Origin of the sequence: Tatumella sp. JGM91 (genome assembly GCF_018257575.1) — a bacterium.
GTDB lineage: Bacteria > Pseudomonadota > Gammaproteobacteria > Enterobacterales > Enterobacteriaceae > Tatumella > Tatumella punctata.
Genome location: NZ_JAERJP010000028.1, coordinates 1 through 25,120, shown reverse-complemented (window position 1 = coordinate 25,120; position 25,120 = coordinate 1). Strand labels below are relative to the sequence as shown.

The window sequence follows — 25,120 nt, the reverse complement described above, 5'->3', positions numbered from 1 at the left end:
CAATCCTCCCGGGAAACTGAAATTACAGTTTCTTCGCTTTTTCTACAGCTTCGTCGATGGAACCAACCATGTAGAACGCTTGCTCAGGCAGATGGTCAAACTCACCGTCCATAATGCCTTTGAAGCCACGGATGGTATCTTTCAGAGAAACGTATTTACCTGGTGCACCGGTAAAGATTTCTGCGACGAAGAATGGCTGAGACAGGAAACGCTGAATTTTACGTGCACGGGACACCAGCAGTTTGTCGTCTTCAGACAGTTCATCCATACCCAGAATCGCGATGATATCTTTCAGTTCCTGGTAACGCTGTAACAGAGACTGTACGCCACGCGCAATATCATAGTGCTCCTGACCCACAATCATCGGATCCAGCTGACGGCTGGTGGAATCCAGCGGGTCAACCGCAGGGTAAATACCCAGTGATGCGATCTGGCGGCTCAGAGTCACCGTTGAGTCCAGGTGAGCAAAGGTGGTTGCCGGAGACGGGTCAGTCAGGTCATCCGCAGGTACATACACTGCCTGTACGGAAGTGATAGAACCGGTTTTGGTTGACGTGATACGTTCCTGCAGTACACCCATCTCTTCTGCCAGTGTTGGCTGATAACCTACCGCAGAAGGCATACGACCCAGCAGTGCTGATACTTCAGTACCGGCCAGGGTATAACGATAGATGTTATCGACAAACAGCAGAACATCACGGCCTTCGTCACGGAATTTTTCAGCCATAGTCAGACCGGTCAGCGCAACACGCAGACGGTTTCCTGGTGGCTCGTTCATCTGGCCATACACCAGAGCAACTTTATCCAGAACGTTAGACTCGGTCATTTCGTGGTAGAAGTCGTTACCTTCACGGGTACGCTCACCCACCCCTGCAAATACAGAGTAACCGGAGTGTTCAATTGCGATGTTACGGATAAGTTCCATCATGTTGACGGTCTTACCTACACCCGCACCACCGAACAGACCTACTTTACCGCCTTTAGCAAACGGACAAATCAGGTCGATAACCTTGATGCCTGTTTCCAGCAGTTCGGTGGAGTTAGCCAGTTCTTCGTAGCTTGGTGCTGCACGGTGAATAGAGTTTACTTCAACGGTGCTGCCATCTTCGTTCTGCAGATCGCCTTTCATATCGATAGGCTGACCCAGAACGTTCATGATACGGCCCAGAGTAGCTTTACCTACCGGTACCTGAATCGGTTTTTGCAGATCGGTCACCTTAAGGCCACGTTTCAGGCCGTCAGAAGTACCCATTGCAATCGTACGAACAACACCACCGCCCAGCTGCTGCTGAACTTCCAGCACCAGACGGTTATCACCATTTTCAACCTCAAGGGCGTTGTACACCTGTGGTACAGCGTCCTGAGGGAACTCGACGTCAACTACGGCGCCGATAATCTGGACAATCTTTCCAGCTGCCATCTTGAATCCTCTACCTAATTCGTTACCTGGTTAAACCGCGGAGGCCCCCGAGACGATCTCGGTAAGTTCCTGGGTGATGCTGGCCTGGCGGGCTTTGTTGTAAACCAACTGAAGCTCTTTGATAAGCTCGCCACCGTTATCGGTTGCCGCTTTCATCGCCACCATACGTGCTGCCTGCTCGCTGGCCAGGTTCTCTACAACACCCTGATAAACCTGAGACTCGACGTAACGACGCAGCAGAGTATCCAGCAGCGCTTTCGGATCGGGTTCGTACAGGTAATCCCATGTTTTCTTCTTCAGTTCTTCATTATCTTCTGCTGGCGGTAACGGCAGCAGCTGATTGAGCACCGGAGTCTGGGACATGGTGTTGTTAAATTTATTACTGACAACATAAAGCTTGTCGATCCGGCCTTCATCGTAAGCCTGCAGCATCACTTTTACCGGGCCAATCAGATCAGACAGTGCAGGCTTATCGCCCAGACCGTTTACCTGAGCCACGATATCCGCGCCTGCGGCACCGAAGAAAGACAGGCCTTTGGAACCGATAATGGCCAGTTCACTCTGAACGCCTTTATCAGACCATGCTTTCATATCTGCCAGCAATTTCTTGAACAGGTTAATGTTCAAACCACCACAAAGCCCGCGGTCAGTAGATACGACCAGATAGCCGACGCGCTTAACGTCACGCTCTTCCAGGTAAGGGTGCTTGTATTCCAGATTCCCTAACGCTAAGTGACCAATCACTTTGCGAATGGTTTCTGCATACGGACGGCTGGCCGCCATGCGTTCCTGCGTTTTACGCATTTTGGAGGCGGCGACCATTTCCATCGCTTTGGTGATTTTCTGCGTATTCTTTACGCTTCCAATCTTACTACGTATTTCTTTTGCGCCGGCCATGAGCTTCTCCTCAAAGTCAGGCGGCCTGCCATTTCAGGCAAGCCGCAAGACATTACCAGGACTGAGTTGCTTTAAACGAATCGAGCAGCGCTTTTAACTTCGCTTCGATTTCGCCATTAAAGTTACCCGCTTGGTTGATTTCCTGCATCAGTTCAGCGTGTTCACGCTCAGCGAATGACAGCAGAGAAGACTCAAAGCTGAGGATTTTAGCAACCTCAACATCGCCCAGGTAACCGCGCTCAACCGCAAACAGGACCAGGCCCTGCTGAGCAACAGACATCGGTGCATACTGCTTCTGCTTCAGCAGTTCAGTGACTTTCTGACCGTGTTCCAGTTGCTTACGGGTAGCATCATCCAGATCTGACGCGAACTGAGAGAACGCCGCCAGTTCACGATACTGTGCCAGAGCGGTACGGATACCCCCGGACAGTTTCTTGATGATTTTCGTCTGTGCTGCACCACCTACACGGGATACAGAGATCCCCGGGTTAACAGCCGGACGGATACCGGAGTTAAACAGGTTAGATTCTAGGAAGATCTGACCATCTGTAATCGAAATTACGTTAGTCGGAACGAACGCAGAAACGTCACCCGCCTGAGTTTCAATGATAGGCAGAGCTGTCAGAGAACCGGTTTTACCTTTCACTGCACCTTTAGTGAATGCTTCAACGTACTCAGCATTTACGCGTGATGCACGCTCCAGCAGACGGGAGTGGAGGTAGAAAACGTCACCAGGGAATGCTTCACGGCCTGGCGGACGACGCAGCAGCAGTGAAATCTGACGGTAAGCAACAGCCTGTTTTGACAGGTCATCATAAACGATCAGAGCATCTTCACCGCGGTCACGGAAGTATTCACCCATCGCACAACCGGCATAAGGTGCCAGGTATTGCAGGGCTGCAGACTCGGAAGCAGAGGCAACCACCACGATGGTGTTCGCTAATGCGCCGTGCTCTTCCAGTTTACGTACCACGTTAGAAATAGTGGACGCTTTCTGGCCGATAGCAACATAGACACATTTAATGCCTGAATCACGCTGGTTGATGATGGCATCGATAGCCATCGCTGTTTTACCTGTCTGACGGTCACCGATGATCAGCTCACGCTGACCACGTCCGACCGGGATCATGGAGTCAACAGCTTTATAACCGGTCTGAACAGGCTGATCGACTGACTGACGATCGATAACACCCGGTGCAATAACTTCTACAGGAGAGAAGCCATCGTTATCCACAGGGCCTTTACCGTCAATTGGCTCACCCAGGGTGTTAACAACACGCCCCAGTAAACCACGACCAACCGGTACTTCCAGAATACGGCCAGTACATTTCACTTTCATGCCTTCGGCAAGATCCATGTATGGGCCCATAACCACTGCACCTACAGAGTCACGCTCCAGGTTCAGTGCGATAGCGTAACGGTTACCCGGCAGGGCAATCATCTCACCCTGCATTACATCGGCCAGGCCGTTGATGCGGATGATACCGTCACTTACAGAAACAATAGTACCTTCATTGTGAGCTTCGCTCACCACATTGAACTGAGCAATGCGCTGCTTGATCAGTTCGCTGATTTCGGTGGAATTCAGTTGCATATGCTCCAGTCCCCTTAAGACTGCAAGTCGTCTGCCAGACGGTCAAGACGGCCACGTACGCTGCCATCAATGACCATGTCACCAGCCTGGATGACTACGCCCGCAATTACAGACTTATCGATTTTGCAATTCAGCTTAACTTTGCGTGATAAACGTTTTTCCATCGCAGCACTGATTTTAGCCAGCTGCTCTTCACTCAATTGATTGGCTGAAGTTACATCAACCTCTGCAATCGCTTCATAAGCGTCACGTAATTGAATGAATTGTTCCAAAACAGCAGGAAGCGCTTTCAAACGTTTATTATTTGCCATTACCTTAATCAGGTTCTGACTATTTTCATCGAGTTGATCACCACAGATGGCAATAAAGGTTGATGATACTGTTTCTGGCGCTTTCGCACCGGAAAGAAGTTCAGCAACTTGTTTATCACTTGCAACATCTGCAGAAAATGCCAGCATGCTCTGCCAGCGATCAATACTTTGATGCTCAACAGCAAAGTCAAAAGCTGCTTTGGCGTAGGGGCGAGCTACAGTAGTAAATTCAGACATCAGCCCCTCCCTCCTTACAGTTCAGCGACCAGTTTATCAACGATGTCGCTGTTAGCAGCTTCATCAACGGAACGCTCAATAATCTTCTCGGCACCCGCAACGGCCAGCAACGCTACCTGCTTACGTAATTCTTCACGTGCACGTTTACGTTCGGCATCAATTTCGGACTGAGCCTGAGCTACGATTTTGTGACGTTCAGCTTCAGCTTCGGCTTTTGCTTCATCCAGAATCTGGGCACGACGTTTATTTGCCTGCTCGATAATGACCTGAGCATCTTCTTTGGCTTTTTTCAGCTGTTCGGACGCATTAGCCTGAGCGATATCCAGGTCTTTTTGAGCGCGTTCTGCAGAAGCGAGACTATCAGCAACTTCTTTCTGACGTTTCTCGATAGCTGCCATAATCGGCGGCCATACGTACTTCATACAAAATGCGACGAACAGGATAAACGCAATGGCCTGGCCGAGGATTGTTGCATTAATATTCACAGCACAATGCCTCTTGTTAAGTTAGCTTGCTCTGCCGTTACCAACGTATTGGTAAACGGCAGAATTCGTTCATTCGCATAAAATCGCGATATGAACAACCGTATTACCAGGCGTGACTAGGCGACAGCAAACATCACGTAGAGACCCAGACCTACAGCGATCATTGGGATAGCATCCACCAGACCCATAACAACAAAGAACTGAGTGCGCAGCAGAGGAATCAGGTCAGGCTGACGAGCAGCACCTTCCAGAAATTTACCACCGAGGATGCCGATACCGATCGCAGCACCGATTGCCGCCAGACCCATCATCACAGCGGCAGCCATGTACAGCAGATCCATACTCACGTTTTCCATGACAGTCTCCAGTTTGTTTCAATAAATTCAGTAGTGTTGAGATAAAAAATCAATGTTCTTCAGATGCCATCGACAGATAGACAATCGTGAGGACCATGAAAATAAACGCCTGTAACGAGATAATCAATATGTGGAAAATGGCCCATGGCACATTCAGAACCCACTGTGACCACCACGGTAACAGTCCCGCAATCAGGATAAAGATCAGTTCACCCGCATACATGTTACCGAACAGTCGCAGACCGAGAGAAACCGGTTTGGACAGCAGGCTAACACCTTCAAGAATCAGGTTGATGGGGATAAAGATCGGGTGGTTGAAAGGCTGCAGAGTCAGTTCTTTAGTAAAACCACCCACGCCTTTCATTTTGATGCTGTAAAACAGAATCAAAATAAATACGCCCAGCGCCATAGATAATGTCACATTCACGTCAGCGGACGGCACAACACGTAATGCCGGCAAACCAAAGACATGCTCGCCCAGATAAGGCAGCAGATCGATTGGTAACAAATCCATGAAGTTCATTAAAAAGACCCAGACAAAAATAGTCAGAGCCAGCGGGGCGATAAGTTTGCTTTTGCCGTGATACATATCACGAACGTTGCCATCGACGAAACCAACAACCAGTTCAATAGCCGCCTGCAGTTTTCCCGGAACACCGCTGGTGACATGTTTTGCCACTTTACGGAACAGTACCAGAAAGACCAGACCCAGTACGACAGAGAAAAACATGGAATCCAGGTTTAACGTCCAGAAAGTTGCCGGAGCGTCGTGCGCATTCACCAACTGGAAAGTACGTAAATCAAGCTGCAAGTGTTGCAGGTGATGACTTATGTATTCCTGTGGGGTTGAGATTTCTCCTGCGGCCATGATGCATCTTACCCTTTTTTGTTAATTACAACCGGTGCAATGATTTGCACCACCAGCACCGATAACCAGCTCAGTCCAAGAGGCCAAAACACCGCCCCGAACACACCCAACGCCACAACAAGCAATACGATGGTGGTGAATACCTTGCAGACTTCACCTAATGCAAAAGTCCAGGCAACACGCCCTTTAGCCGGTGATTGCCCTTGCAGGCGCCAGGCCAGAAACGTAAACAGGACAGCCGGCAACCAGGCCGATAGCCCCCCTGCCAGAGCAGAAGCTCCCCAGTGAATGCTTTTCAAAGTAAAGAGAATACTGATGAGTAAAACGATCACCAATTGAATAAGCAGCACTGTCCTGGCTAATCTCAAACTATAAAGAGATACAGACATTACTTTCTTACTCTCCTTTACTTATGTTGGGTATATCGTGTGTTCTACACAAACTGCTGTGATCACCCCCGAAGAGATGAACAGCAAAAGCCGTGCAAATTATACGGGGCACTCCTGCGATTTCAATCTGTAAGTAGAGAAAAGGTGAACAATTATTTAAATTTCTTTCTGAAAAGGTGTTTTCACCAATAATCTTCGCCAAAAATCGCAGAATACAAAGAGACTACCCGATCTGATGGCCTCTTTTCCTCGGTGTTTTATGAACCGGAGACGATACTACACCCTGAAAAAACAATTAGCCTTACATTTATTGCTGTTATTTGAACGTTAATCATTTCATTTATTTATCATTTATTTATCATTTATTTTACATGCCTGCCACGGCGCAATGACCAGACCGCGTCAGTATATTAAAAAATAAAAGGAAGTTATAAAATAAACACGGGGTTTTTAGCGCAGCAGAATATGCAGTCTGATAACAATACTAATTTAACCGCAATAAATCACGTGGCAAAAAAGCAGGAATAGCAAAAAATGCAGGTGTCTTCAGAGAATCTGTCCGCAAATAATAAAGAGGCGCTGATCGGGTCAGCGCCTCTGACATGATACAAATCAGTCACGTCTAAAAATGCAGATGCTAACGACAGAGAGAATAAAATCTCCCGGCTTACACATCAGCTGGCCAGAAATTTTTTAGCATTATCGACAATGCTCACCACCCCAAGACCGATACCGGTCGTGGCAAGAATCGGGCTCAGACCAACAATCGCCCCGATACCTGCGCCAAGCAATGCGCCGGAGGTTTTAAAGCTCAGCGACTGGCCTTTAAGGGCACCGACCCCGGCATCAACGATAGAGCCAATGGTGAAACCCAGTAAGCCACCGACAGGTCCGGTAACCAGAGTAAACAAACCACCACTGATCTGAGTGGTTTCTGTTATTGAAAGTTCTTTCATGTAATATCCTTATTTTCAGAAGATAAATACTGTTCCGGTGTTAACAATATTGTCCGGCCCGGTAACAGCCGGGTAACCTTACCCGCTGGCACACTAAATCAAATAAAATACTTAGTAAACAAAAGGATAATTATTAATAAATTCTGATTTGTCTTTATTTCATATCGTTCATTAGTCATCAGTTTTTCTGTTTAATTAAGGAATAATAATTACAGACCGCATGGCAGATAATCAGGTAACTTCAGGAAACCATGGCAGGAAACGAATAAAAACATAATAAAATCATGATGATAAAAAATTTTTCAGGAAGCACTGTTTATCCGGACTGAATAAACTGAATAAAACAGCACACCGGAAAAAATCTGTCCCCCGGAATACACATCTGTCCAGACAGACGAATATATCCGGCAAGTAATTAGCATGCTATTTATTAACGTAAAGTGATTTGTTAGCGGATATCTGCTGAGATACAGACCCGCAGGCAGCGGCAGAGAGTGTGAAATGAATTATTTCTGTGGTTCCGGCAGCCATTAACAGTTACAAATATCGTACTTAAATATATTTTATGTGATTTTTATCACATAAAATATATTCTCCCGGCGGCAGCGCCCTGCCCTGCCGCCGGGCAGGCCGATTTATTTTTGCTTTAAAATAACCAGATGACGTTCACCTTCCAGCTCAGGGACCTGTAGCGAGACCAGTTTTTCAACACTCAGGTTTGCGGGTAATTCCGCCAGCTCATCTTCGGGCACAACACCTTTTAACGCATAAAAACGTCCCTGCGCAGGTGCGGGTAAATGATGACACCAGCTGACCATATCCTGCAGTGAAGCAAATGCCCGACTAATCACCCCGTCAAACAGTGGCTGATCGGTAAATGCCTCTGCCCTGCTCTGTACCGGAATAATATTGTCCAGTTTAAGCTCATGCTGCACCTGGCGTAAAAAGCGGACCCGTTTCCCCAGACTGTCGAGCAGAGTGAAACTGGCTTCAGGACAGACAATCGCCAGTGGAATTCCCGGCAAACCGGGGCCGGTACCGACATCGATAAATTTGTTCCCTTTCAGATACGGTGCAACCACAATGCTGTCCATAATGTGACGAACAAGCATCTGCTGCGGATCACGAACCGAGGTCAGGTTATAAGCTTTATTCCATTTATCCAGTAAGCCCACATAACTGACCAGTTGCTGTTTTTGCTGATCGGTTAAGGAAATACCGGCCTTACTGAGTAATGCGGAGAGAGTATTAATCACGGGGAAATTCCTGTTGTCAGGGGCAGCCTTACAGCGGCCCCTGTTTATAGCTGAGGGCTCAGGCACTTTTACGTAGCAGGCCCTGTTTTTTCAGATAGATCAATAAAATTGAGATTGCGGCCGGAGTGATCCCGGAAATGCGCGATGCCTGACCAATTGACGATGGTTTATGATCGTTAAGCTTGGCAATCACTTCATTTGAAAGTCCGCTGACATTCCGGTAATCAAGGTCAACCGGCAACAGGGTATTCTCATTACGCTGCTGACGTTCAATCTCTTCTTTCTGACGGGCAATATACCCTTCGTATTTCACCTGAATTTCCACCTGCTCAGCAGCCAGTGGATCGCTGACCGCTGGCCCGAAAGCAGGCAATGACATCAGCTGAGAATAGGTCATTTCAGGGCGACGCAGTAAATCTTCGCCATTGGCTTCTTTTGTCAGTCCGGTACTCAGCAGTGAATTAACCTGCGAGACAATATCCGATTTAGGATGAACGTGAATATCCCGTAAACGCTGACGTTCCAGTTCAATCGATTCCAGTTTCTTATTGAAACTGGCCCAGCGTTCATCATTCACTAACCCCAATTCACGGCCGATGGACGTTAAGCGTAAATCGGCGTTATCTTCACGCAGCATCAGACGATATTCTGCACGTGAGGTAAACATACGGTAGGGTTCTTTGGTTCCCAGGGTACAGAGGTCATCCACCAGCACACCGAGATACGCTTCATCACGACGCGGCGTCCAGCCTTCTTTGTCCGCAGAAAAACGCCCGGCATTTAACCCTGCCAGTAATCCCTGGGCCGCAGCTTCTTCATAGCCGGTAGTGCCGTTAATCTGCCCGGCAAAAAACAGACCGTGGATATATTTACTTTCCAGGGTCGGTTTCAGGTCACGCGGGTCGAAGAAATCATATTCAATGGCATAACCCGGACGGATAATCTTTGCATTTTCCAGGCCCTGCATAGAACGGACGATTTTCATCTGTACATCAAATGGCAGACTGGTAGAAATACCGTTCGGGTAAATTTCGTTGCTGGTCAGCCCTTCCGGTTCGAGGAAGATCTGATGCGCATTACGATCGGCAAAACGCATCACCTTGTCTTCAATTGACGGACAGTAACGTGGCCCGATCCCTTCGATCACTCCGGCATACATCGGGCTGCGATCGAGGTTATCACGGATCACATCATGGGTTTTTTCATTGGTATGAGTGATATAACAGGCCATCTGTGCCGGATGATCGGATGCTTTCCCCATAAACGAGAACACAGGCACCGGATTATCACCATGCTGTGCAGCCAGCACAGAAAAATCGATGGTTCTGGCATCGATACGCGGCGGTGTACCGGTTTTCAGACGACTGACCCGTAAAGGCAATTCACGCAGTCTGCGGGATAACGGGATAGATGGCGGATCGCCGGCACGACCACCACTGTAATTATCCAGTCCGATATGAATTTTTCCGTCAAGGAAAGTCCCGACGGTCAGTACCACGGCTTTAGCACGGAAACGGAGCCCCATCTGAGTTACAGCACCAACGACCTGATCGTTTTCCACAATCAGATCTTCAACGGCCTGCTGGAAGATCATCAGGTTTGGCTGGTTTTCCAGTGCGGTACGTACAGCCTGCCGATAGAGTACTCTGTCAGCCTGTGCCCGTGTAGCACGCACCGCAGGGCCTTTGCTGCTGTTTAGTATTCTAAACTGGATGCCCGATTTATCGATAGCTTCGGCCATCAGGCCACCCAGCGCATCGACTTCTTTCACCAGATGCCCTTTGCCGATCCCACCGATCGCCGGATTACATGACATTTGTCCCAGCGTATCGATATTGTGGGTCAGTAGCAGGGTTTGCTGACCCATTCGGGCAGCGGCCATTGCGGCTTCTGTTCCCGCATGACCACCACCAATGATGATGACGTCAAAAGGATCTGGATAAAACATGAAACGATACCTCGGTAGATTAACGGTTGGGAGCATATCCCGGCAGTGGATTCTACTTAAATTCCAGCGCATGGGAAAGTGGCAGGATCGTAAGGGTTTAAAAGAAAGATCTTTATTTTATGTATGATCTTTCTGTTAGATCTCTTATTAGGATCGCCCGATCCTGTGGGTAAGTGTCAATTCTTTATAGTTAACAGCAGTCTGAGATAGATCCAATGCTGTGAATGATCGGTTGATCCGTAACGTATAAGCTGAGATCAAAATCGCTACTTATACACAGCACAAAAAATCGCCATCGGTTATTCATTGGATAACTACCGGTTATCAGCACAATAAAGGGGTACTTATCCACAGAGCCCGGGAAAAAAAACAGTAAAAAACAGGACAATTGACCGTGGATCCTCATAAATAAACGATCAACAACCGTGTCAGTGATCTCAAATCAGGCTTTTCCAGTCGGCTAACCACTCGCTGGCCGGATCTTCCGGGACATCATGTTGCAGAACATCAATTTCCAGACGATCGCCGATCCTGGTGGCCCCAAGGGACTGCAGTAGTTGATCAATACTTCTGATCGCGCCACAAAACAGATCATACTCATGATTACCTAAGCCGATAGCACCATAGCGTACCGCGGAAAGATCCGGTTGCTGTTCTTTTAATTGTTCAAAGAACGGTAAAAGATTGTCCGGGACTTCACCGGCACCATGGGTTGAGGTTATCAGTAACCAGGTTCCGGTGACTGGCAGGTCATCAAGCGCCGGGCCATGCAGAATTTCAGACGAAATTTCTTCCTGTTCGAGTAATGCTGCTAATTCTTCAGCCACATATTCGGCACTTCCCAGGGTGCTGCCTGTGATAAACGTGATATCCGCCATCAGTCTTCCCTCAGTAAAAGGCAGCATTGTACGCTGTGATCAAGCCGTGATCCACCTGTGGACAACAAGGTTATTCATTTTTATTTTACGGGGAAATTGCAGAGAAAGCAGGGACCTGGTGGATGGATAAGGTTATCCACACAGATCTGTCTGATCAGGGCTTTATCGTACGGCTGATAGGGTTTTGCAGGGAGATAAGTGTTTCTGTGGACTGAATTTCATCAATGGTCTGAATCTTATTGATCAGCACCTGTTGCAGAGCATCAATAGAGCGGCACATCACTTTAATAAAAATACTGTAATGTCCGGTGGTGTACCAGGCTTCAACCACTTCATCCAGCGCCCGGAGTTTGCTCAGGGCTGCCGGATAATCACGGGCACTCTTCAGAATAATACCGATAAAACAGCACACATCGAATCCCAGTTTTCTTGGGTCAACATCAATACGGGTGCCGAGAATAATACCGGCCTGACGCATTTTTTCGACCCTGACATGAACAGTGCCTGCGCTGACATTAAACTGTTTTGCCAGCTCTGCGTAGGCGGTTCTGGCATTATTAAGTAATACGTTCAGGATATCGCGATCGAGTTGATCCAGTTGCAGCATATCGGCCATCATTTGTCCTTTCTAAATCTGTCGCGGGCGGTGTGTTCTGCCGTCCCCCTGGGATGATGTATTGACAGTAATCCGGGAAATATCCGCTGTCTAGCGTTTCAGGTATCTCAGCAGGCGGGTTCTGAGGCGGGTATCGAATTTCCATATATGGTCAAATATCTGCAATATTCCGGGTTTCCCATGGGCTGACATACAGACTGCGTGGAAACGCTGCTGGCTGTGTTGCTGATGGTGTGTAACCCGTTTGATCAGCACCTCCGGCAGATGCTGAGCTATAAAATCTGAAATAATGACTGCATCAGCATCCTTCCAGGCCGGGTTTTCCATGCTGTCCAGTACCCTGTTAAGGCACTTTGCGATATCGGTTCCTCCGCGAAAACGCTGGCTCAGAAAACGCACGGCCTGTTCCAGTCCGTTCTCTGTGGTCAGCTCATAATGGATCACGTCATGGGCAAACAACATAATGAAACAACCGCGGTTTTCGGCCAGCGCGATTTTTAGTAACGCCAGGCAAAATGCTTTAGCACAGCGTTCATTAAACCCGCCCATGGAACCGGAGGTATCCACACAGACAATAAACGGCCCTTTTGGCTGTTGATCCTTATGTCTGTAGATCACCGGCCGCTGGCGGATATCATCATGTACAGATTCCCCCTGCAGCTGGTAGGTAAGCAGACGCTTTTCCACCAGCCGCCGGTAGAATTCCAGTTCGAGCTCACTGATACTCAGTGCCGCCAGTTCCGTGGGGAGTAACCGCAGAATATCGTCACTTTGATGAATACCACTGACTTCTTCCGGCAGTGTTTCAGTTTTATGTACCTGCACAATCTGCTGGCCCGGCGGTGCGTTTTCTGCCGGGAGCGACTGTGCCTCTCTGCTGCGGCCTAACCGGGCAGCCAGTGTCTGTAATTCCGGACAGGTATTCAGAAATTCACTGTATTGCAGAATCAGCCCCGTATCCCCTTTTCCCGGTGGCGATTTACTCATATCCCACAAATGGCCGGCTGCCGTTTCCTCGTTGCCGTCTGATAACGGTGAAAGCTGGCTGGACAGGGTCATACGCTGTTGTAACTCAGTAATAAGTTTATCTCGCTGTTGCTCCAGCAGCCCCTCATTTAAGGTGACGGTCTGCAGTGTCAGACTCTGGCGCCAGCGCTGAAAAAATAAGCTATGTTGCGCAGCTGTCAGTAGCTGGTCGTCAGCCCCGGTGACCAGTCTGTTTGCCTCCTCCCTGAACGGAGAGCCGAGCTGTTCCAGCCGGAGCAATGTATCGGACATATTCTGGCTGAAATGATAAAGACTGAATGACTTTTGCAGGGTGAACAGCTGAAACTCCTGTGCCAGGCTGGCCGGTACAGGCGTATTTTTTTGTTCTTCGCTGATAGCGGCTTTAATATCCGGTAATTCTTTCAGCAGCGCTTTTTTAAGGCCGGGGCTTTTTTCGAGAAAAATAACTAATTGCGGTGCCGCCAGCAGTGCCGACAAAAAGTCATTGAGGGTGTCGGCATCACTGTAGGTCAGCAGACTGAGCAGAGAATCAATGGAGATCATTGGGTTTCCTGTTCTATCTGTTCTGCCACATCCTGCAGGCTTTGCTCAATAATCGCCAGCCAGTCATTATCAATAAATAAACATTGCTGATGCTGACGGAAAAGTAACCGCTGGGTTTGTAGCCGGTCTTTGAGCTCATTCAGGCCGCGGGTTATTTCTTCCGGTATCTCGCGCAGAGTCTCGCGCGGAAGTACACTCAGTAAAGAGGATTGCAGGCTGATATCCCTGATATTGAGACAGTCCCGGTCATCAATATACAAGTCCAGAGGTTGTGCAAAGCCGATACCATTCAGCTGCCCTTTTATTTCGCCGCCCCTGGCCAGCCACTGGTTCAGTTCCTCTTTGCTGACCACAAGATGGTTACTCTTCTGTTCATGCAGGATCAGGGGATTTTGCAGGATCAGTGTCAGTTGTTCACCTTCCCCTAAGGCCGGTAAAATATGGTGATGTTTACGGCTAAATAACCTGCTCTGCTTTTCCAGTTTCAGCGCCTGATCGAGGTTCATCTGTTGTTGCAGTGCAAATTTACGGGTCTGTAACTGACGAAGCTTGATCAGTAAAGGCTGTTGCTCAAAAGCGTAGCCTGTCAGTAATCCTTTAATTTCCCGCTCTGTCAGTTGCATTGATGCCTGGTCATGCCACAGGCAGTCTTTCAGTAAAATAATATCAACCGGTGCAATCGCCTGGCGGCCGCTGAAAAAAGCACTTGCCTGCAGCAAGTGGATCGCCTTCTTCCAGCGACGATCAGAAATATAAGGCGCATCAGGCAGGCTCTCCAGCTGACGGCGTAACTGATAGATAAGGTCGAAGACATTATCCGGCAAGCTGACTTTGAGGATCTCTTGCTGCCACTGGTGATACTCATCGTCAGTGATACGCAGAGACTCTTCTGCGGCGGTGAACGGGGCGTCAGGCGACGAGATAAGCACATTGCGGAAATTATTTTTACTGCTGACATTATCAAGACACAGACGGATCAGCATACGGTCATACAGTGCCGACAGGCCACTTTCTGCATCGGGTAATTCATTCGACGCCGCAATCAGCAGCTTCATCGGTATCGTCGTTTCGTTATCACCGTTACGAAAGCGGCGTTCATTAATGGCCGTCAGCAATGTATTGAGTATTGCCGGGCCAGCCTTCCATATTTCATCAAGAAAAACGATTTCGGCGTCGGGAAGATATCCTTTGGTCAGGCGCTGATAACGGCCTTCGTCTTTCAGAGCCTGTATCGATAACGGTCCGAAGACTTCTTCGGGAGTGGAGAAGCGAGTCATCAGATATTCAAAAGCCCTGGCATCGCGAAAGGCATACTTTATCCTGCGCGCGATCAGGCTCTTTGCAATCCCCGGAGGACCCATCAGAAAAACACTCTCACCGGCTAATGCCGCCAGCAGACATAACCGGATAGTGTGGTGTCTTTCATACAGACCTTGTTCCAGCATATTACTGAGCCGTGTAATTCTGTCTGCTAAGAGATGAGTCAGTGCCATAATACGAATTGAGTCCTTGTAATAACTGCCTGAGACTTGACCGCCGGGATAGCTGTCATTAAAAGATCACCACTGCCTGCAGGTGCTTTTATCTTTATGATTTTTTTTACGGAGTATGGTTCCCCGGTGATAAGCGTATGGATTTTAGATGCCATTGTCTGATAATCGGATGGGTTTTTATATTAATAAGTGCATACTGTGCCACTTTGGTAACGAGTGAAGCATGTATTTACGGGATTGGTTAAAAACAAGATAAAATGATATGAGCTCAAATAACAAACAATCAACTGGCGCATTGACGCTGGCAGCGATAGGTGTGGTGTATGGTGATATTGGTACCAGCCCGCTGTATACACTGCGTGAGTGTCTTTCGGGACAATTTGGTTTTGGCATCGAGCAGCAATCGGTTTTTGGATTTTTGTCATTAATTTTCTGGCTATTAATCCTTGTCGTATCGTTAAAATATATCTGCTATGTCATGCGGGCGGATAATGCCGGTGAAGGCGGGATTCTGACGTTAATGTCTCTCGCCGGCCGGAATACCAGTGCGCGGATTACCGCCGTGTTATTGATTATGGGGCTGGTGGGGGGAAGCTTCTTCTATGGTGAAGTTGTGATTACCCCGGCAATATCCGTAATGTCAGCAATGGAAGGGCTTGAAATTGCCGCTCCGTCTCTGGACCCTTATATCGTACAGCTTTCAATTGCTGTACTGACGTTACTGTTTCTGATCCAGAAGCATGGCACCGGGCTGGTCGGTAAGATGTTTGCCCCGGTGATGGTGTTATGGTTCCTTGTACTGGCAGTTCTCGGGGCGAAAAGTATTATCAGCAATCCGGTAGTTCTGCATGCACTTAATCCCTGGTATGCCATTGAATTCTTCATCCACTATAAAAGTGTGTCGTTCTTTGCTCTCGGGGCGGTGGTTCTGTCGATTACCGGTGTTGAAGCATTGTATGCTGACATGGGGCATTTCGGTAAATTGCCGATCCGTATTGCCTGGTTTGGTGCGGTATTGCCTTCTCTGGTGATCAACTATTTTGGTCAGGGCGCACTGCTGTTAGCACACCCTGAAGCGATTAAAAACCCTTTCTTCCTGCTGGCACCGGACTGGGCCCTGATCCCGATGTTACTGCTGGCAACCCTTGCGACAGTTATTGCTTCTCAGGCCGTTATTTCCGGCGTATTTTCACTGACCCGTCAGGCGGTACGGCTGGGGTATTTACCGCCGATGCGTATTATTTATACCTCTGAAATGGAGTCCGGACAGATTTATGTTCCGGTGATTAACTGGCTGCTCTATTTTGCTGTGCTGGTGGTTATTATCTGTTTCCGTCATTCCAGCAACCTTGCGGCGGCTTATGGTATTGCGGTGACCGGAACCATGATCCTGACGACAATATTGTCCTGTACCGTAGCGCGTAAAAACTGGCACTGGAATATTTTCCTGGTCTCACTGATTTTTATCGTCCTGATGTGTGTCGATGTTCCGCTGTTCAGTGCTAACCTGGTGAAAATTTTCTCCGGAGGCTGGCTACCGCTTTGTCTGGCGCTGGTGATGTTTATTATTATGACCACCTGGAAAAGTGAACGCTTCAGGGTACTGCGGCGGATGCATGAACATGGTAATTCTCTGGAAGCCATGATTGCCTCGCTGGAAAAGAATCCTCCGGTCAGGGTTCCGGGAACGGCGGTATTTATGTCCAGGGTACTGAATGTTATTCCGTTCGCAATGCTGCATAACCTGAAGCACAACAAAGTATTACATGAGCGGGTAGTCTTGTTGACGCTGCGTACCGAAGATGCCCCTTACGTACATAATGTACGACGGGTCACTATTGAACAGTTATCACCGACCTTCTGGCGGGTGGTTGCCAGCTATGGCTGGCGTGAAACCCCGAATGTCGAGGAAATTTTTCACCGCTGCGGACTGGAAGGACTTAATTGCCGGATGATGGACACCTCTTTCTTTATGTCGAGAGAGTCGCTGATCCTCGGGAAGCGGCCATGGTATCTGCGGTTGCGCGGTAAGCTATTTATGGCGTTACAACGCAATGCACTACGGGCTCCTGATCAGTTTGAAATCCCGCCTAACCGGGTGATTGAACTGGGGACTCAGGTCGAGTTCTGATGCACGGGAGCGGTCTGAAAACTGACCGCTCCCTTCCCCCTGACATGTTGCCCGGAGAATCCTTTCCCCGTCGCCTGATAACCGCAGGTTTTTTGTGTCACCGCAGGTTATGGATATTTTGTATCGCCGTGACCGGTGACCTCTCTTTCCCGTCCTTTTTTCCTCCGCCGGAATATGATCATGGATGCGGTGTACTGCCTCTGCGGAATGTTTAGAGGGTGCTCACATTTTCACCGCAGGCTGGTTGTTATCTCCTCGTCCCTGTCTAATATGCAGCCATCGAAACGTTTCGACAGCGAGTGAAACATGAAAAAAGGCACCTTACTGAATGCTGAGATTTCGGCAGTTATCGCCTGAACAGGCCACACTGACAGTCTTACCATCAGTGATGCAGGCCTGCCTGTTCCTGCTGGTCCGCAGCGTATTGATCTTGCGCTGACTCAGGGTGTTCCCGGTTTGTTGCAGGTAATCCAAACGGTAACGGACGAAATGCAGGTTGAGAGTGTCTTTCTTGCGGAGGAGATAGTGCAGCATAACCCGCAGCTGCACAGTGAATTGCTCGCCCTGCTTGAATCATTGCAACACCATCAGGGAAATACTATCGATATCAGTTACCTCAGCCATGAACAGTTCAAAGAAAAAACACAACATAGTCAGGCTATTGTCCGCAGCGGTGAGTGCTCCCCCTATGCGAATATTATCCTTAACGCTGGCGTGACCTTCTGAGGGTGTTATGCAACCGTTACTGCAGCTTAAAGGCATTGATAAATCTTTCCCCGGAGTTAAAGCGTTATCCGGGGCCGCGCTGTCCGTCTATCCGGGGCGTGTGATGGCACTGGTGGGCGAAAACGGTGCCGGGAAATCCACCATGATGAAAGTCCTGACCGGGATCTATGCTCGTGACGCCGGAAGCCTTAAATGGCTGGGGAAAGAAACGACCTTTGACAGTCCTAAGGCATCGCAGGCAGCAGGGATCGGCATTATCCATCAGGAGCTCAATCTGATCCCGCAACTGAGTGTTGCAGAAAATATTTTTCTGGGACGGGAATGTATCAACCGTTTTGGGTGTATCCAGTGGAAAAAGATGCACCGGCAGGCTGAACGGTTAATGAAACGCCTGAATCTGCGTTTCAGCAGCGATAAGCGGGTGGGTGACTTATCCATTGGTGATCAACAGATGGTTGAGATTGCCAAAGTACTGAGTTTTGAATCCAAAGTCATCATTATGGATGAACCCACCGATGCACTGACCGATACGGAAACCGCCTCCCTGTTCCGAGTGATCAATGACCTCAAGGCTAAGGGCTGCGGTATTGTTTATATCTCCCACCGGATGAAAGAAATTTTTGAAATCTGCGATGACGTAACGATTTTCCGCGACGGTCAGTTTATTGCCGAGCGTGAGGTGACTACGCTGCGGGAAGAGTCGCTGATAGAAATGATGGTAGGCCGTAAGCTTGAAGATCAGTATCCGCGACTGAATAACCCCCCCGGAGATATTCTGCTGACTGTCGAACATGTGAGCGGACCCGGCATTGATGATGTCAGCTTTACTCTGCGTAAAGGCGAAATCCTTGGTGTGGCCGGTCTGATGGGCGCAGGGCGTACAGAATTAATGAAGGTTCTTTATGGTGCTTTGCCGCGCAGCTCCGGAACGGTGATACTGGACGGAAAAAAGGTGACAGTACGCTCACCGGAAGAAGGCCTGATTAACGGTATCGTCTATGTTTCTGAAGATCGCAAGCGTGATGGTCTGATACCGGGTATGTCAGTAAAAGAGAACATGTCACTGACGGCCCTTAAGTATTTCAGTCACCGCGGGGGATGCCTGAAACATACGGCAGAACAACTGGCGACAGGGGACTTTATCCGATGGTTTAACATCAAAACCCCTTCGGTAAATCAGTCGGTTGGCCTGCTGTCAGGCGGTAACCAACAGAAAATAGCGATCGCCCGAGGCCTGATGACGCGGCCCGTGGTGCTGATCCTTGATGAACCGACACGCGGAGTGGATGTCGGTGCGAAGAAAGAAATTTATCAGCTGATAAACCAGTTTAAAAAAGAAGGGATGAGTATCATCCTCGTCTCTTCTGAAATGCCGGAACTACTGGGGATCAGTGATCGTGTGCTGGTGATGCACGAAGGGCGGCTAAGCGGTAATTTCCCGATTGAGCAAGCGTCTCAGGAAATTCTGATGTCGGCAGCAGTAGGTAAATATGATAACGCGGAGACGGCATCATGATGAGTACAGACTCAATTCCTTCACACCGTTTACTCACTAAGGCCTGGCTGCTTGAACAGAAATCGCTGATTGCGCTTCTGGTGCTGATTGCCATTGTTTCTGCCATCAGTCCCGGCTTTTTTACCGTAGCTAACCTGCTTAATATTCTGCAACAGACCTCGGTGAACGCCATTATGGCCGCAGGGATGACGCTGGTTATTCTGACTTCAGGTATCGACCTTTCCGTCGGTGCGCTGCTGGCGCTGACCGGTGCCGTGGCGGCATCACTGGTTGGCCTGGAAATTAATGGGCTGGTGGCGGTGGCTGCTTCGCTGGCACTGGGTGCATTTATCGGAGGGATTACCGGAACGATTGTCGCAAAAGGAAAGGTCCAGGCGTTTATTGCCACGCTGGTTATGATGTTACTGCTGCGTGGTATCACCATGGTCTATACCGACGGTAGTCCGGTGAGTACTGGCTTTAATGAAAATGCTGATTTGTTTGGCTGGTTTGGTATTGGCCGGCCGCTGGGGATCCCGACCCCCGTCTGGCTGATGGCGATTGTTTTCCTGGCGGTATGGTACATGCTGCATCACACCCGGCAGGGGCGCTATATCTATGCGCTGGGTGGAAATGAAGCAGCGACGCGTCTTTCAGGGATCAGCGTGGACCGGGTAAAAATTATTGTTTATACGCTGTGTGGCATGCTGGCTGCACTGGCTGGAATTATCGAAGTGGCGCGCCTTTCTTCCGCGCAGCCAACCGCAGGAACCGGCTATGAGCTGGATGCCATTGCGGCTGTGGTTCTTGGCGGCACCAGTCTGACCGGGGGTAAGGGGCGGATTACGGGAACCCTTATTGGCGCGCTGATCCTTGGCTTCCTGAATAACGGGCTGAATTTGCTCGGTGTTTCCTCTTACTACCAAATGATCGTCAAAGCGGTAGTGATTTTACTGGCGGTGCTTGCAGATAACAAAAAAAGTAACTAACTGATTACCCTACAGGATAACGCATATGAAAACACTAACGGCACTGGCCTTATTGTTAGGCGCAACCTTAACCTCTCAGGCGATGGCGAAACAGACGATTGCACTGGTGATATCCACACTGAACAATCCTTTCTTTGTTTCATTGAAAGACGGTGCTAAGCAAGAAGCAGATAAGCTGGGTTATAACCTGCTGGTACTGGATTCACAGAATAACCCGGCGAAAGAGCTGGCAAACGTTCAGGATTTGATGGTGCGTGGCGCCAGCGCCATATTGATCAACCCGACTGATTCTGACGCGGTGGGTAACTCGGTAAAGATTGCCAATCAGGAAAATATCCCGGTGATTACGCTTGACCGCATAGCTCATCGTGGGAAGGTTGTCAGTCATATAGCTTCTGACAACCGTGCGGGTGGTAAGCTGGCCGGAGACTTTATCGCGGAGCAATGGGGAGAGGGTGCGAAAATCATTGAGTTGCAGGGGATTGCCGGAACGTCGGCCTCTCGTGAGCGTGGTGAAGGTTTTAAACTGGCGGCAGATGCCCATAAATTCAAAATTATCGCCAGCCAGCCTGCTGATTTCGACCGGACTAAGGGGCTGAATGTGATGCAAAACCTGCTGACCGTTCATCCTGATGTACAGGCTGTATTTGCTCAGAATGATGAAATGGCGCTGGGTGCATTACGGGCATTACAAACTGCCGGTAAGTCTGATGTAGTCGTGGTGGGTTTCGACGGTACACCCGACGGGGTGAAGGCGGTTGAACAGGGGAAACTGGCTGCCACGATAGCTCAACAGCCAGAGCTGATAGGTAAAATCGGTGTAGAAACAGCGGATAAAGTGCTTAAAGGGCAAAAAACAGAACAGCTGCACCCTGTAGGTCTGAAACTGGTTACTCAATAAATTAAACGCAGTATGGCATGCGCCGCCTGGGGTGGCGCAGTTATCCGGACGGTTATCTTAATGAAAAATAACGGTAAACTGGCAGTTCTTGGCAGTATTAATGTGGATCATATTCTGAATCTGGAGCAGTTTCCTCAGCCGGGAGAGACCCTTGCGGGGCAGCAGTATCAGGTTGCATTTGGCGGAAAAGGGGCGAATCAGGCAGTGGCTGCCGGACGCAGTGGCGCAGATATTGCTTTTATTGCCTGTATCGGAAACGACGATATTGGTCAGCGTATCCGTCGGCAACTGGCTGATGATGGTATTGATGTGGCGCCGGTAGCAGCCGTTAACGGTGAGTCAACCGGTGTTGCGCTGATTTTTGTTAATGCTGACGGCGAAAATAGCATTGGTATTTTCGCCGGGGCGAATGCAGCCCTGACACCTGAGTACCTTGTACAACATCATCAGGTCATTGCCGATGCGGATATACTGTTGATGCAGCTTGAATCTCCGCCAGAGACTGTACTGGCAGCGGCGCGTATTGCCCGTCAGAATCAGACCCGGGTGATACTGAACCCGGCACCGGCTACCGTTCTTTCCGATGAGCTATTGTCGCTGGTGGATATTATTACGCCAAATGAAACCGAAGCGCAGATCCTGACGGGAGTGGCGGTCACAACTGATGACGATGCCGCGAAAGCCGCTGCAGTGTTACATGAAAAGGGTATTGGTTCTGTGCTTATCACCCTTGGCAGCCGTGGCGTATGGCTGAGCGAACAAGGCAATGGTCAGCATATTCCGGGGTTTCGTGTTAAGGCGATAGATACTATCGCAGCAGGAGACACCTTTAATGGTGCATTGAGCACGGCATTACTGGAAAAGAAAACGATAACTGAGTCGGTGCATTTTGCCCGCGCCGCTGCCGCTATCGCGGTTACCCGCCGTGGTGCACAGCCTTCAGTACCCTGGCGGCAAGAAATTGATCGATTTTTGCTAACCCGGGGGTAAACGTGGCTACGATGAAAGATGTTGCCCGGCTGGCCGGCGTATCAACATCTACCGTATCGCACGTGATTAATAACAACCGGTTTGTCAGTGAAACGATCCGCGGGAAAGTGACTACGGCAATCAGTCAGCTTAACTATGCCCCTTCCGCATTGGCGCGCAGTCTGAAAATGAATCAGACCCGCACTCTGGGGATGTTGCTGACGACCAGCAGTAACCCGTTTTATGCAGAAGTTGTGCAAGGGGTGGAACGCAGTTGTTATGAACGGGGATACAGTCTGATTCTGTGTAATACCGAGGGGGATAAGGACCGGATGGATCGCAGCCTGGAAACGTTGCTACAGAAGCGCGTCGATGGGCTGTTAATTATGTGCACCGAAAGTCGCCGGCCTTCTGTTGAAATCCTCGGGCGTTATCCTTCAATTCCTGCAGTGATGATGGACTGGGCACCGTTTGACAGCAGCAGTGACGTTATTCAGGATAACGCCTTGCAGGGCGGAGGAATGGCCACCCGGCATCTTATTTCCTGTGGTTATACACGTATTGCCTGTATTGCCGGGCCTCAGGATAAAACGACAGCACGTCTGCGTCTGAAAGGATATCAGCATGCTATGGCGGCAGCGGCGTTGCCGGTTCCTGCCGGGTATATTGTTGAGGGGGACTTTGAATTCCAGGGCGGCTTCCATGCGATGCAGCAACTGCTGATGCTAAATCCGCGCCCTCAGGCTGTATTTACCAGTAATGATGCTATGGCTGTCGGGGGGTATCAGGCACTTTATCAGGCCGGGCTAAGGATCCCTCAGGATATGGCAGTTATAGGATATGATGATATTGAGCTGGCCCGCTATCTGACACCGCCTCTGAGTACTATACGTCAGCCGAAAGATGAACTGGGTGAACTGGCCATTGATACATTACTTCATCGGATGAATATGCCCGATGCCAGCCAGCAGTTGCTGGTGCTGACACCGGAGTTAATGGTACGGGCTTCGACGGGGAACCGTTAACCTTTCTTCTTCGCGCGGTCATGTATCAGATTCTTACCGTCAACGGCTTTTAACTGCAGGAAGACCAGTGCAGAAATCACCGTAATAATCCCCATGGTCAGGAAGGTGGCATGGAAGTGGCTTAATACAGTGCCATCAAAGTTCTGCCAGAAGCGTAATACTGCGGCACTGACCGCCACTCCGAAACTGATCGATATTTGCTGAGTGACAGCCAGCACACTATTTCCTGCACTGGCATTTTCGTCAGTTAAGTCAGCCAGAGTGATGGTATTCATCGAAGTAAACTGTGTGGACATAAACATTCCCATCACAAACAACGGGAGCAGTAGTGCCCATAACGGCAAGTCCGGGGATTGTAATGAAAAGCTGGCAATAAACAGTCCGATGATAAAAGTCACTGCAACCAGCGTCCGCCGGTATCCCAGCAAACGAAGTACCCGTGTCACCAGAGATTTTGCCAGCATCGATCCTAATGCGGTCGGTACCATAATGCAGCCGGCCAGCAGCGCCGTATAACCGAATCCCAGCTGTAACATTAATGGCATCAGAAAGGGAATACAGCCGGTCCCCAGCCGGGATGCAATATTCCCGATGATACCAATAGAGAATGTTCGGGTCTTAAACATAGGCAGGCCAATCAGCGGTGCGCTGTGTCCTCTGGCATGCCATACATAGGCGATTAATAGCAAAATCCCTGTGATCAGGATAGCGGCTGCCAGCAGTCCCGAGACCAGCTGTTCACCGAGTAATTCAATTCCGATAGAGACCGACACCAGACCGAAACCGAACAGTAAGAAACCTGCGGTATCAAAGCGGCGTTTTGGTGTCGTAAAGTCCGGCATATATTTGCGAGCAAAGACAACACCGGCCAGCGCGATAGGAATATTAATCAGGAAAATCCAATGCCAGGTCGCATAGGTTACCAGTACCCCGCCAAGTACCGGTCCTAACACCGGCCCAATAAGCCCCGGCATAGTCACAAAGTTCAGGATCGGTAATAACTCACTGCGTGGATAAGCCCGTAATAGTGCCAGGCGAGCGACCGGCATCATCATTGCACCACCGATCCCCTGAATGACCCTCGAAGTGACCAGCATCGACAGTGAGCCTGATAATGCACAGAGTAATGACCCCAGAGCAAACAAACTGACCGCAACGATAAATACTTTACGGGTACCAAAGCGATCAGCCAGCCATCCGCTGACCGGAATAAGCATAGCGACAGTTAATGTATAACTGATAACTGCCGATTGCATGGCCAACGGGGGGCGATCAAGGCTATGGGCAATCGCGGGTAATGCGGTATTCAGAATTGTTGCATCCAGTGATTGCATAAAGAAAGCCATCGCGGCTATCCATGGCAAACCAGCCATACTACGAGCGGTACGAACCATTGAGTATCCTTTTGGCTTGAAGGGCCTGTCCTCAGATGCCCTGTCTACAGACTTCTTTCATTATTCTAATGTGTTTTCCCTGAGAGTAATAAATTTGCAGAAAAAAAACGCAATTATTAGTGTCTTTTGCGGGATAACTGCTGTTTTTTCCATCTTTTGCATAAAAACCCGCCAGTCAGTAATTAATTTAAAATAAACCCTTGCCAGAAAAAATTAACTCCCTATAATGCGCATC

Annotated in this window: 22 protein-coding genes and 1 pseudogene; 7 read left to right on the top strand and 16 right to left on the bottom strand. The window is 49.2% G+C overall.

Annotated elements, in window-relative coordinates:
• Nucleotides 1-22: 22 nt before the first annotated feature.
• The 15 genes from atpD to ravA all read right to left on the bottom strand — a co-directional run bounded on the left by atpD (nt 23) and on the right by ravA (nt 15,255).
• Entirely contained in the window at nt 23-1,420 is a 1,398-nt protein-coding gene (atpD, locus tag JK198_RS15235) for a F0F1 ATP synthase subunit beta (RefSeq protein ID WP_212709102.1), read from the bottom strand.
• Between the two features lie 30 nt (nt 1,421-1,450).
• Nucleotides 1,451-2,317: a F0F1 ATP synthase subunit gamma gene (atpG, locus tag JK198_RS15230; protein ID WP_212709101.1), complete on the bottom strand. Its 867-nt coding sequence runs from the start codon at nt 2,315-2,317 to the stop codon at nt 1,451-1,453.
• A 52-nt stretch (nt 2,318-2,369) separates the two neighbouring features.
• On the bottom strand, nt 2,370-3,911 hold the full coding sequence (gene atpA / locus JK198_RS15225) for a F0F1 ATP synthase subunit alpha (RefSeq protein WP_212709100.1): 1,542 nt from the start codon (nt 3,909-3,911) through the stop codon (nt 2,370-2,372).
• Nucleotides 3,912-3,925: 14 nt separating this feature from the next.
• Nucleotides 3,926-4,459, bottom strand: coding sequence for a F0F1 ATP synthase subunit delta (atpH, locus tag JK198_RS15220; protein WP_212709099.1), 534 nt, complete (start codon nt 4,457-4,459; stop codon nt 3,926-3,928).
• A gap of 14 nt (nt 4,460-4,473) precedes the next feature.
• Nucleotides 4,474-4,944 (bottom strand): F0F1 ATP synthase subunit B, encoded by a 471-nt coding sequence (gene atpF, locus JK198_RS15215; RefSeq protein WP_212709098.1) that lies wholly within the window; start codon nt 4,942-4,944, stop codon nt 4,474-4,476.
• Between the two features lie 116 nt (nt 4,945-5,060).
• A complete protein-coding gene (gene atpE, locus JK198_RS15210; protein ID WP_212709097.1) occupies nt 5,061-5,300 on the bottom strand; it encodes a F0F1 ATP synthase subunit C in 240 nt (79 codons plus the stop codon).
• A 49-nt stretch (nt 5,301-5,349) separates the two neighbouring features.
• Nucleotides 5,350-6,168 carry a F0F1 ATP synthase subunit A gene (gene atpB, locus JK198_RS15205; RefSeq protein WP_212709096.1) on the bottom strand — a complete coding sequence of 273 codons (819 nt, stop codon included), beginning with the start codon at nt 6,166-6,168 and terminating at the stop codon, nt 5,350-5,352.
• A gap of 8 nt (nt 6,169-6,176) precedes the next feature.
• Nucleotides 6,177-6,557, bottom strand: a complete 381-nt coding sequence (atpI, locus tag JK198_RS15200; protein ID WP_212709095.1) for a F0F1 ATP synthase subunit I — start codon at nt 6,555-6,557, stop codon at nt 6,177-6,179.
• Nucleotides 6,558-7,231: 674 nt separating this feature from the next.
• A complete protein-coding gene (locus JK198_RS15195) occupies nt 7,232-7,513 on the bottom strand; it encodes a hypothetical protein (protein ID WP_212709094.1) in 282 nt (93 codons plus the stop codon).
• 635 nt (nt 7,514-8,148) lie between these two features.
• Nucleotides 8,149-8,769 carry a 16S rRNA (guanine(527)-N(7))-methyltransferase RsmG gene (rsmG, locus tag JK198_RS15190; RefSeq protein WP_212709093.1) on the bottom strand — a complete coding sequence of 207 codons (621 nt, stop codon included), beginning with the start codon at nt 8,767-8,769 and terminating at the stop codon, nt 8,149-8,151.
• 58 nt (nt 8,770-8,827) lie between these two features.
• Entirely contained in the window at nt 8,828-10,717 is a 1,890-nt protein-coding gene (gene mnmG / locus JK198_RS15185; RefSeq protein WP_212709092.1) for a tRNA uridine-5-carboxymethylaminomethyl(34) synthesis enzyme MnmG, read from the bottom strand.
• A gap of 437 nt (nt 10,718-11,154) precedes the next feature.
• On the bottom strand, nt 11,155-11,595 hold the full coding sequence (mioC, locus tag JK198_RS15180; protein ID WP_212709091.1) for an FMN-binding protein MioC: 441 nt from the start codon (nt 11,593-11,595) through the stop codon (nt 11,155-11,157).
• Nucleotides 11,596-11,749: 154 nt separating this feature from the next.
• Nucleotides 11,750-12,211: a transcriptional regulator AsnC gene (asnC, locus tag JK198_RS15175; RefSeq protein WP_212709118.1), complete on the bottom strand. Its 462-nt coding sequence runs from the start codon at nt 12,209-12,211 to the stop codon at nt 11,750-11,752.
• Nucleotides 12,212-12,301: 90 nt separating this feature from the next.
• Nucleotides 12,302-13,762, bottom strand: a complete 1,461-nt coding sequence (gene viaA, locus JK198_RS15170; protein ID WP_212709090.1) for an ATPase RavA stimulator ViaA — start codon at nt 13,760-13,762, stop codon at nt 12,302-12,304.
• A complete protein-coding gene (ravA, locus tag JK198_RS15165; protein ID WP_212710919.1) occupies nt 13,759-15,255 on the bottom strand; it encodes an ATPase RavA in 1,497 nt (498 codons plus the stop codon). Before ravA ends, viaA begins: the two co-directional genes overlap by 4 nt.
• 262 nt (nt 15,256-15,517) lie before the next feature.
• Here ravA and kup point away from each other — a divergent pair, with 262 nt between their 5' ends.
• The 7 genes and pseudogenes from kup to rbsR all read left to right on the top strand — a co-directional run bounded on the left by kup (nt 15,518) and on the right by rbsR (nt 23,491).
• Nucleotides 15,518-17,386 carry a low affinity potassium transporter Kup gene (kup, locus tag JK198_RS15160; RefSeq protein WP_212710918.1) on the top strand — a complete coding sequence of 623 codons (1,869 nt, stop codon included), beginning with the start codon at nt 15,518-15,520 and terminating at the stop codon, nt 17,384-17,386.
• 306 nt (nt 17,387-17,692) lie between these two features.
• A pseudogene (gene rbsD, locus JK198_RS15155) lies at nt 17,693-18,112 on the top strand (D-ribose pyranase).
• Between the two features lie 7 nt (nt 18,113-18,119).
• Nucleotides 18,120-19,628, top strand: coding sequence for a ribose ABC transporter ATP-binding protein RbsA (rbsA, locus tag JK198_RS15150; protein ID WP_212709086.1), 1,509 nt, complete (start codon nt 18,120-18,122; stop codon nt 19,626-19,628).
• Nucleotides 19,628-20,596, top strand: a complete 969-nt coding sequence (gene rbsC, locus JK198_RS15145) for a ribose ABC transporter permease (protein WP_212709117.1) — start codon at nt 19,628-19,630, stop codon at nt 20,594-20,596. Before rbsA ends, rbsC begins: the two co-directional genes overlap by 1 nt.
• 25 nt (nt 20,597-20,621) lie before the next feature.
• Nucleotides 20,622-21,497 (top strand): ribose ABC transporter substrate-binding protein RbsB, encoded by an 876-nt coding sequence (rbsB, locus tag JK198_RS15140; protein ID WP_212710917.1) that lies wholly within the window; start codon nt 20,622-20,624, stop codon nt 21,495-21,497.
• Between the two features lie 60 nt (nt 21,498-21,557).
• Entirely contained in the window at nt 21,558-22,487 is a 930-nt protein-coding gene (gene rbsK / locus JK198_RS15135) for a ribokinase (protein ID WP_212710916.1), read from the top strand.
• 2 nt (nt 22,488-22,489) lie between these two features.
• Nucleotides 22,490-23,491 carry a ribose operon transcriptional repressor RbsR gene (gene rbsR / locus JK198_RS15130; protein ID WP_343877298.1) on the top strand — a complete coding sequence of 334 codons (1,002 nt, stop codon included), beginning with the start codon at nt 22,490-22,492 and terminating at the stop codon, nt 23,489-23,491.
• On the opposite strand, the gene mdtD is transcribed toward rbsR, so the two are convergent.
• Nucleotides 23,488-24,885, bottom strand: a complete 1,398-nt coding sequence (gene mdtD / locus JK198_RS15125) for a multidrug transporter subunit MdtD (protein ID WP_212709083.1) — start codon at nt 24,883-24,885, stop codon at nt 23,488-23,490. The genes rbsR and mdtD overlap by 4 nt on opposite strands.
• Between the last annotated feature and the right edge of the window lie 235 nt (nt 24,886-25,120).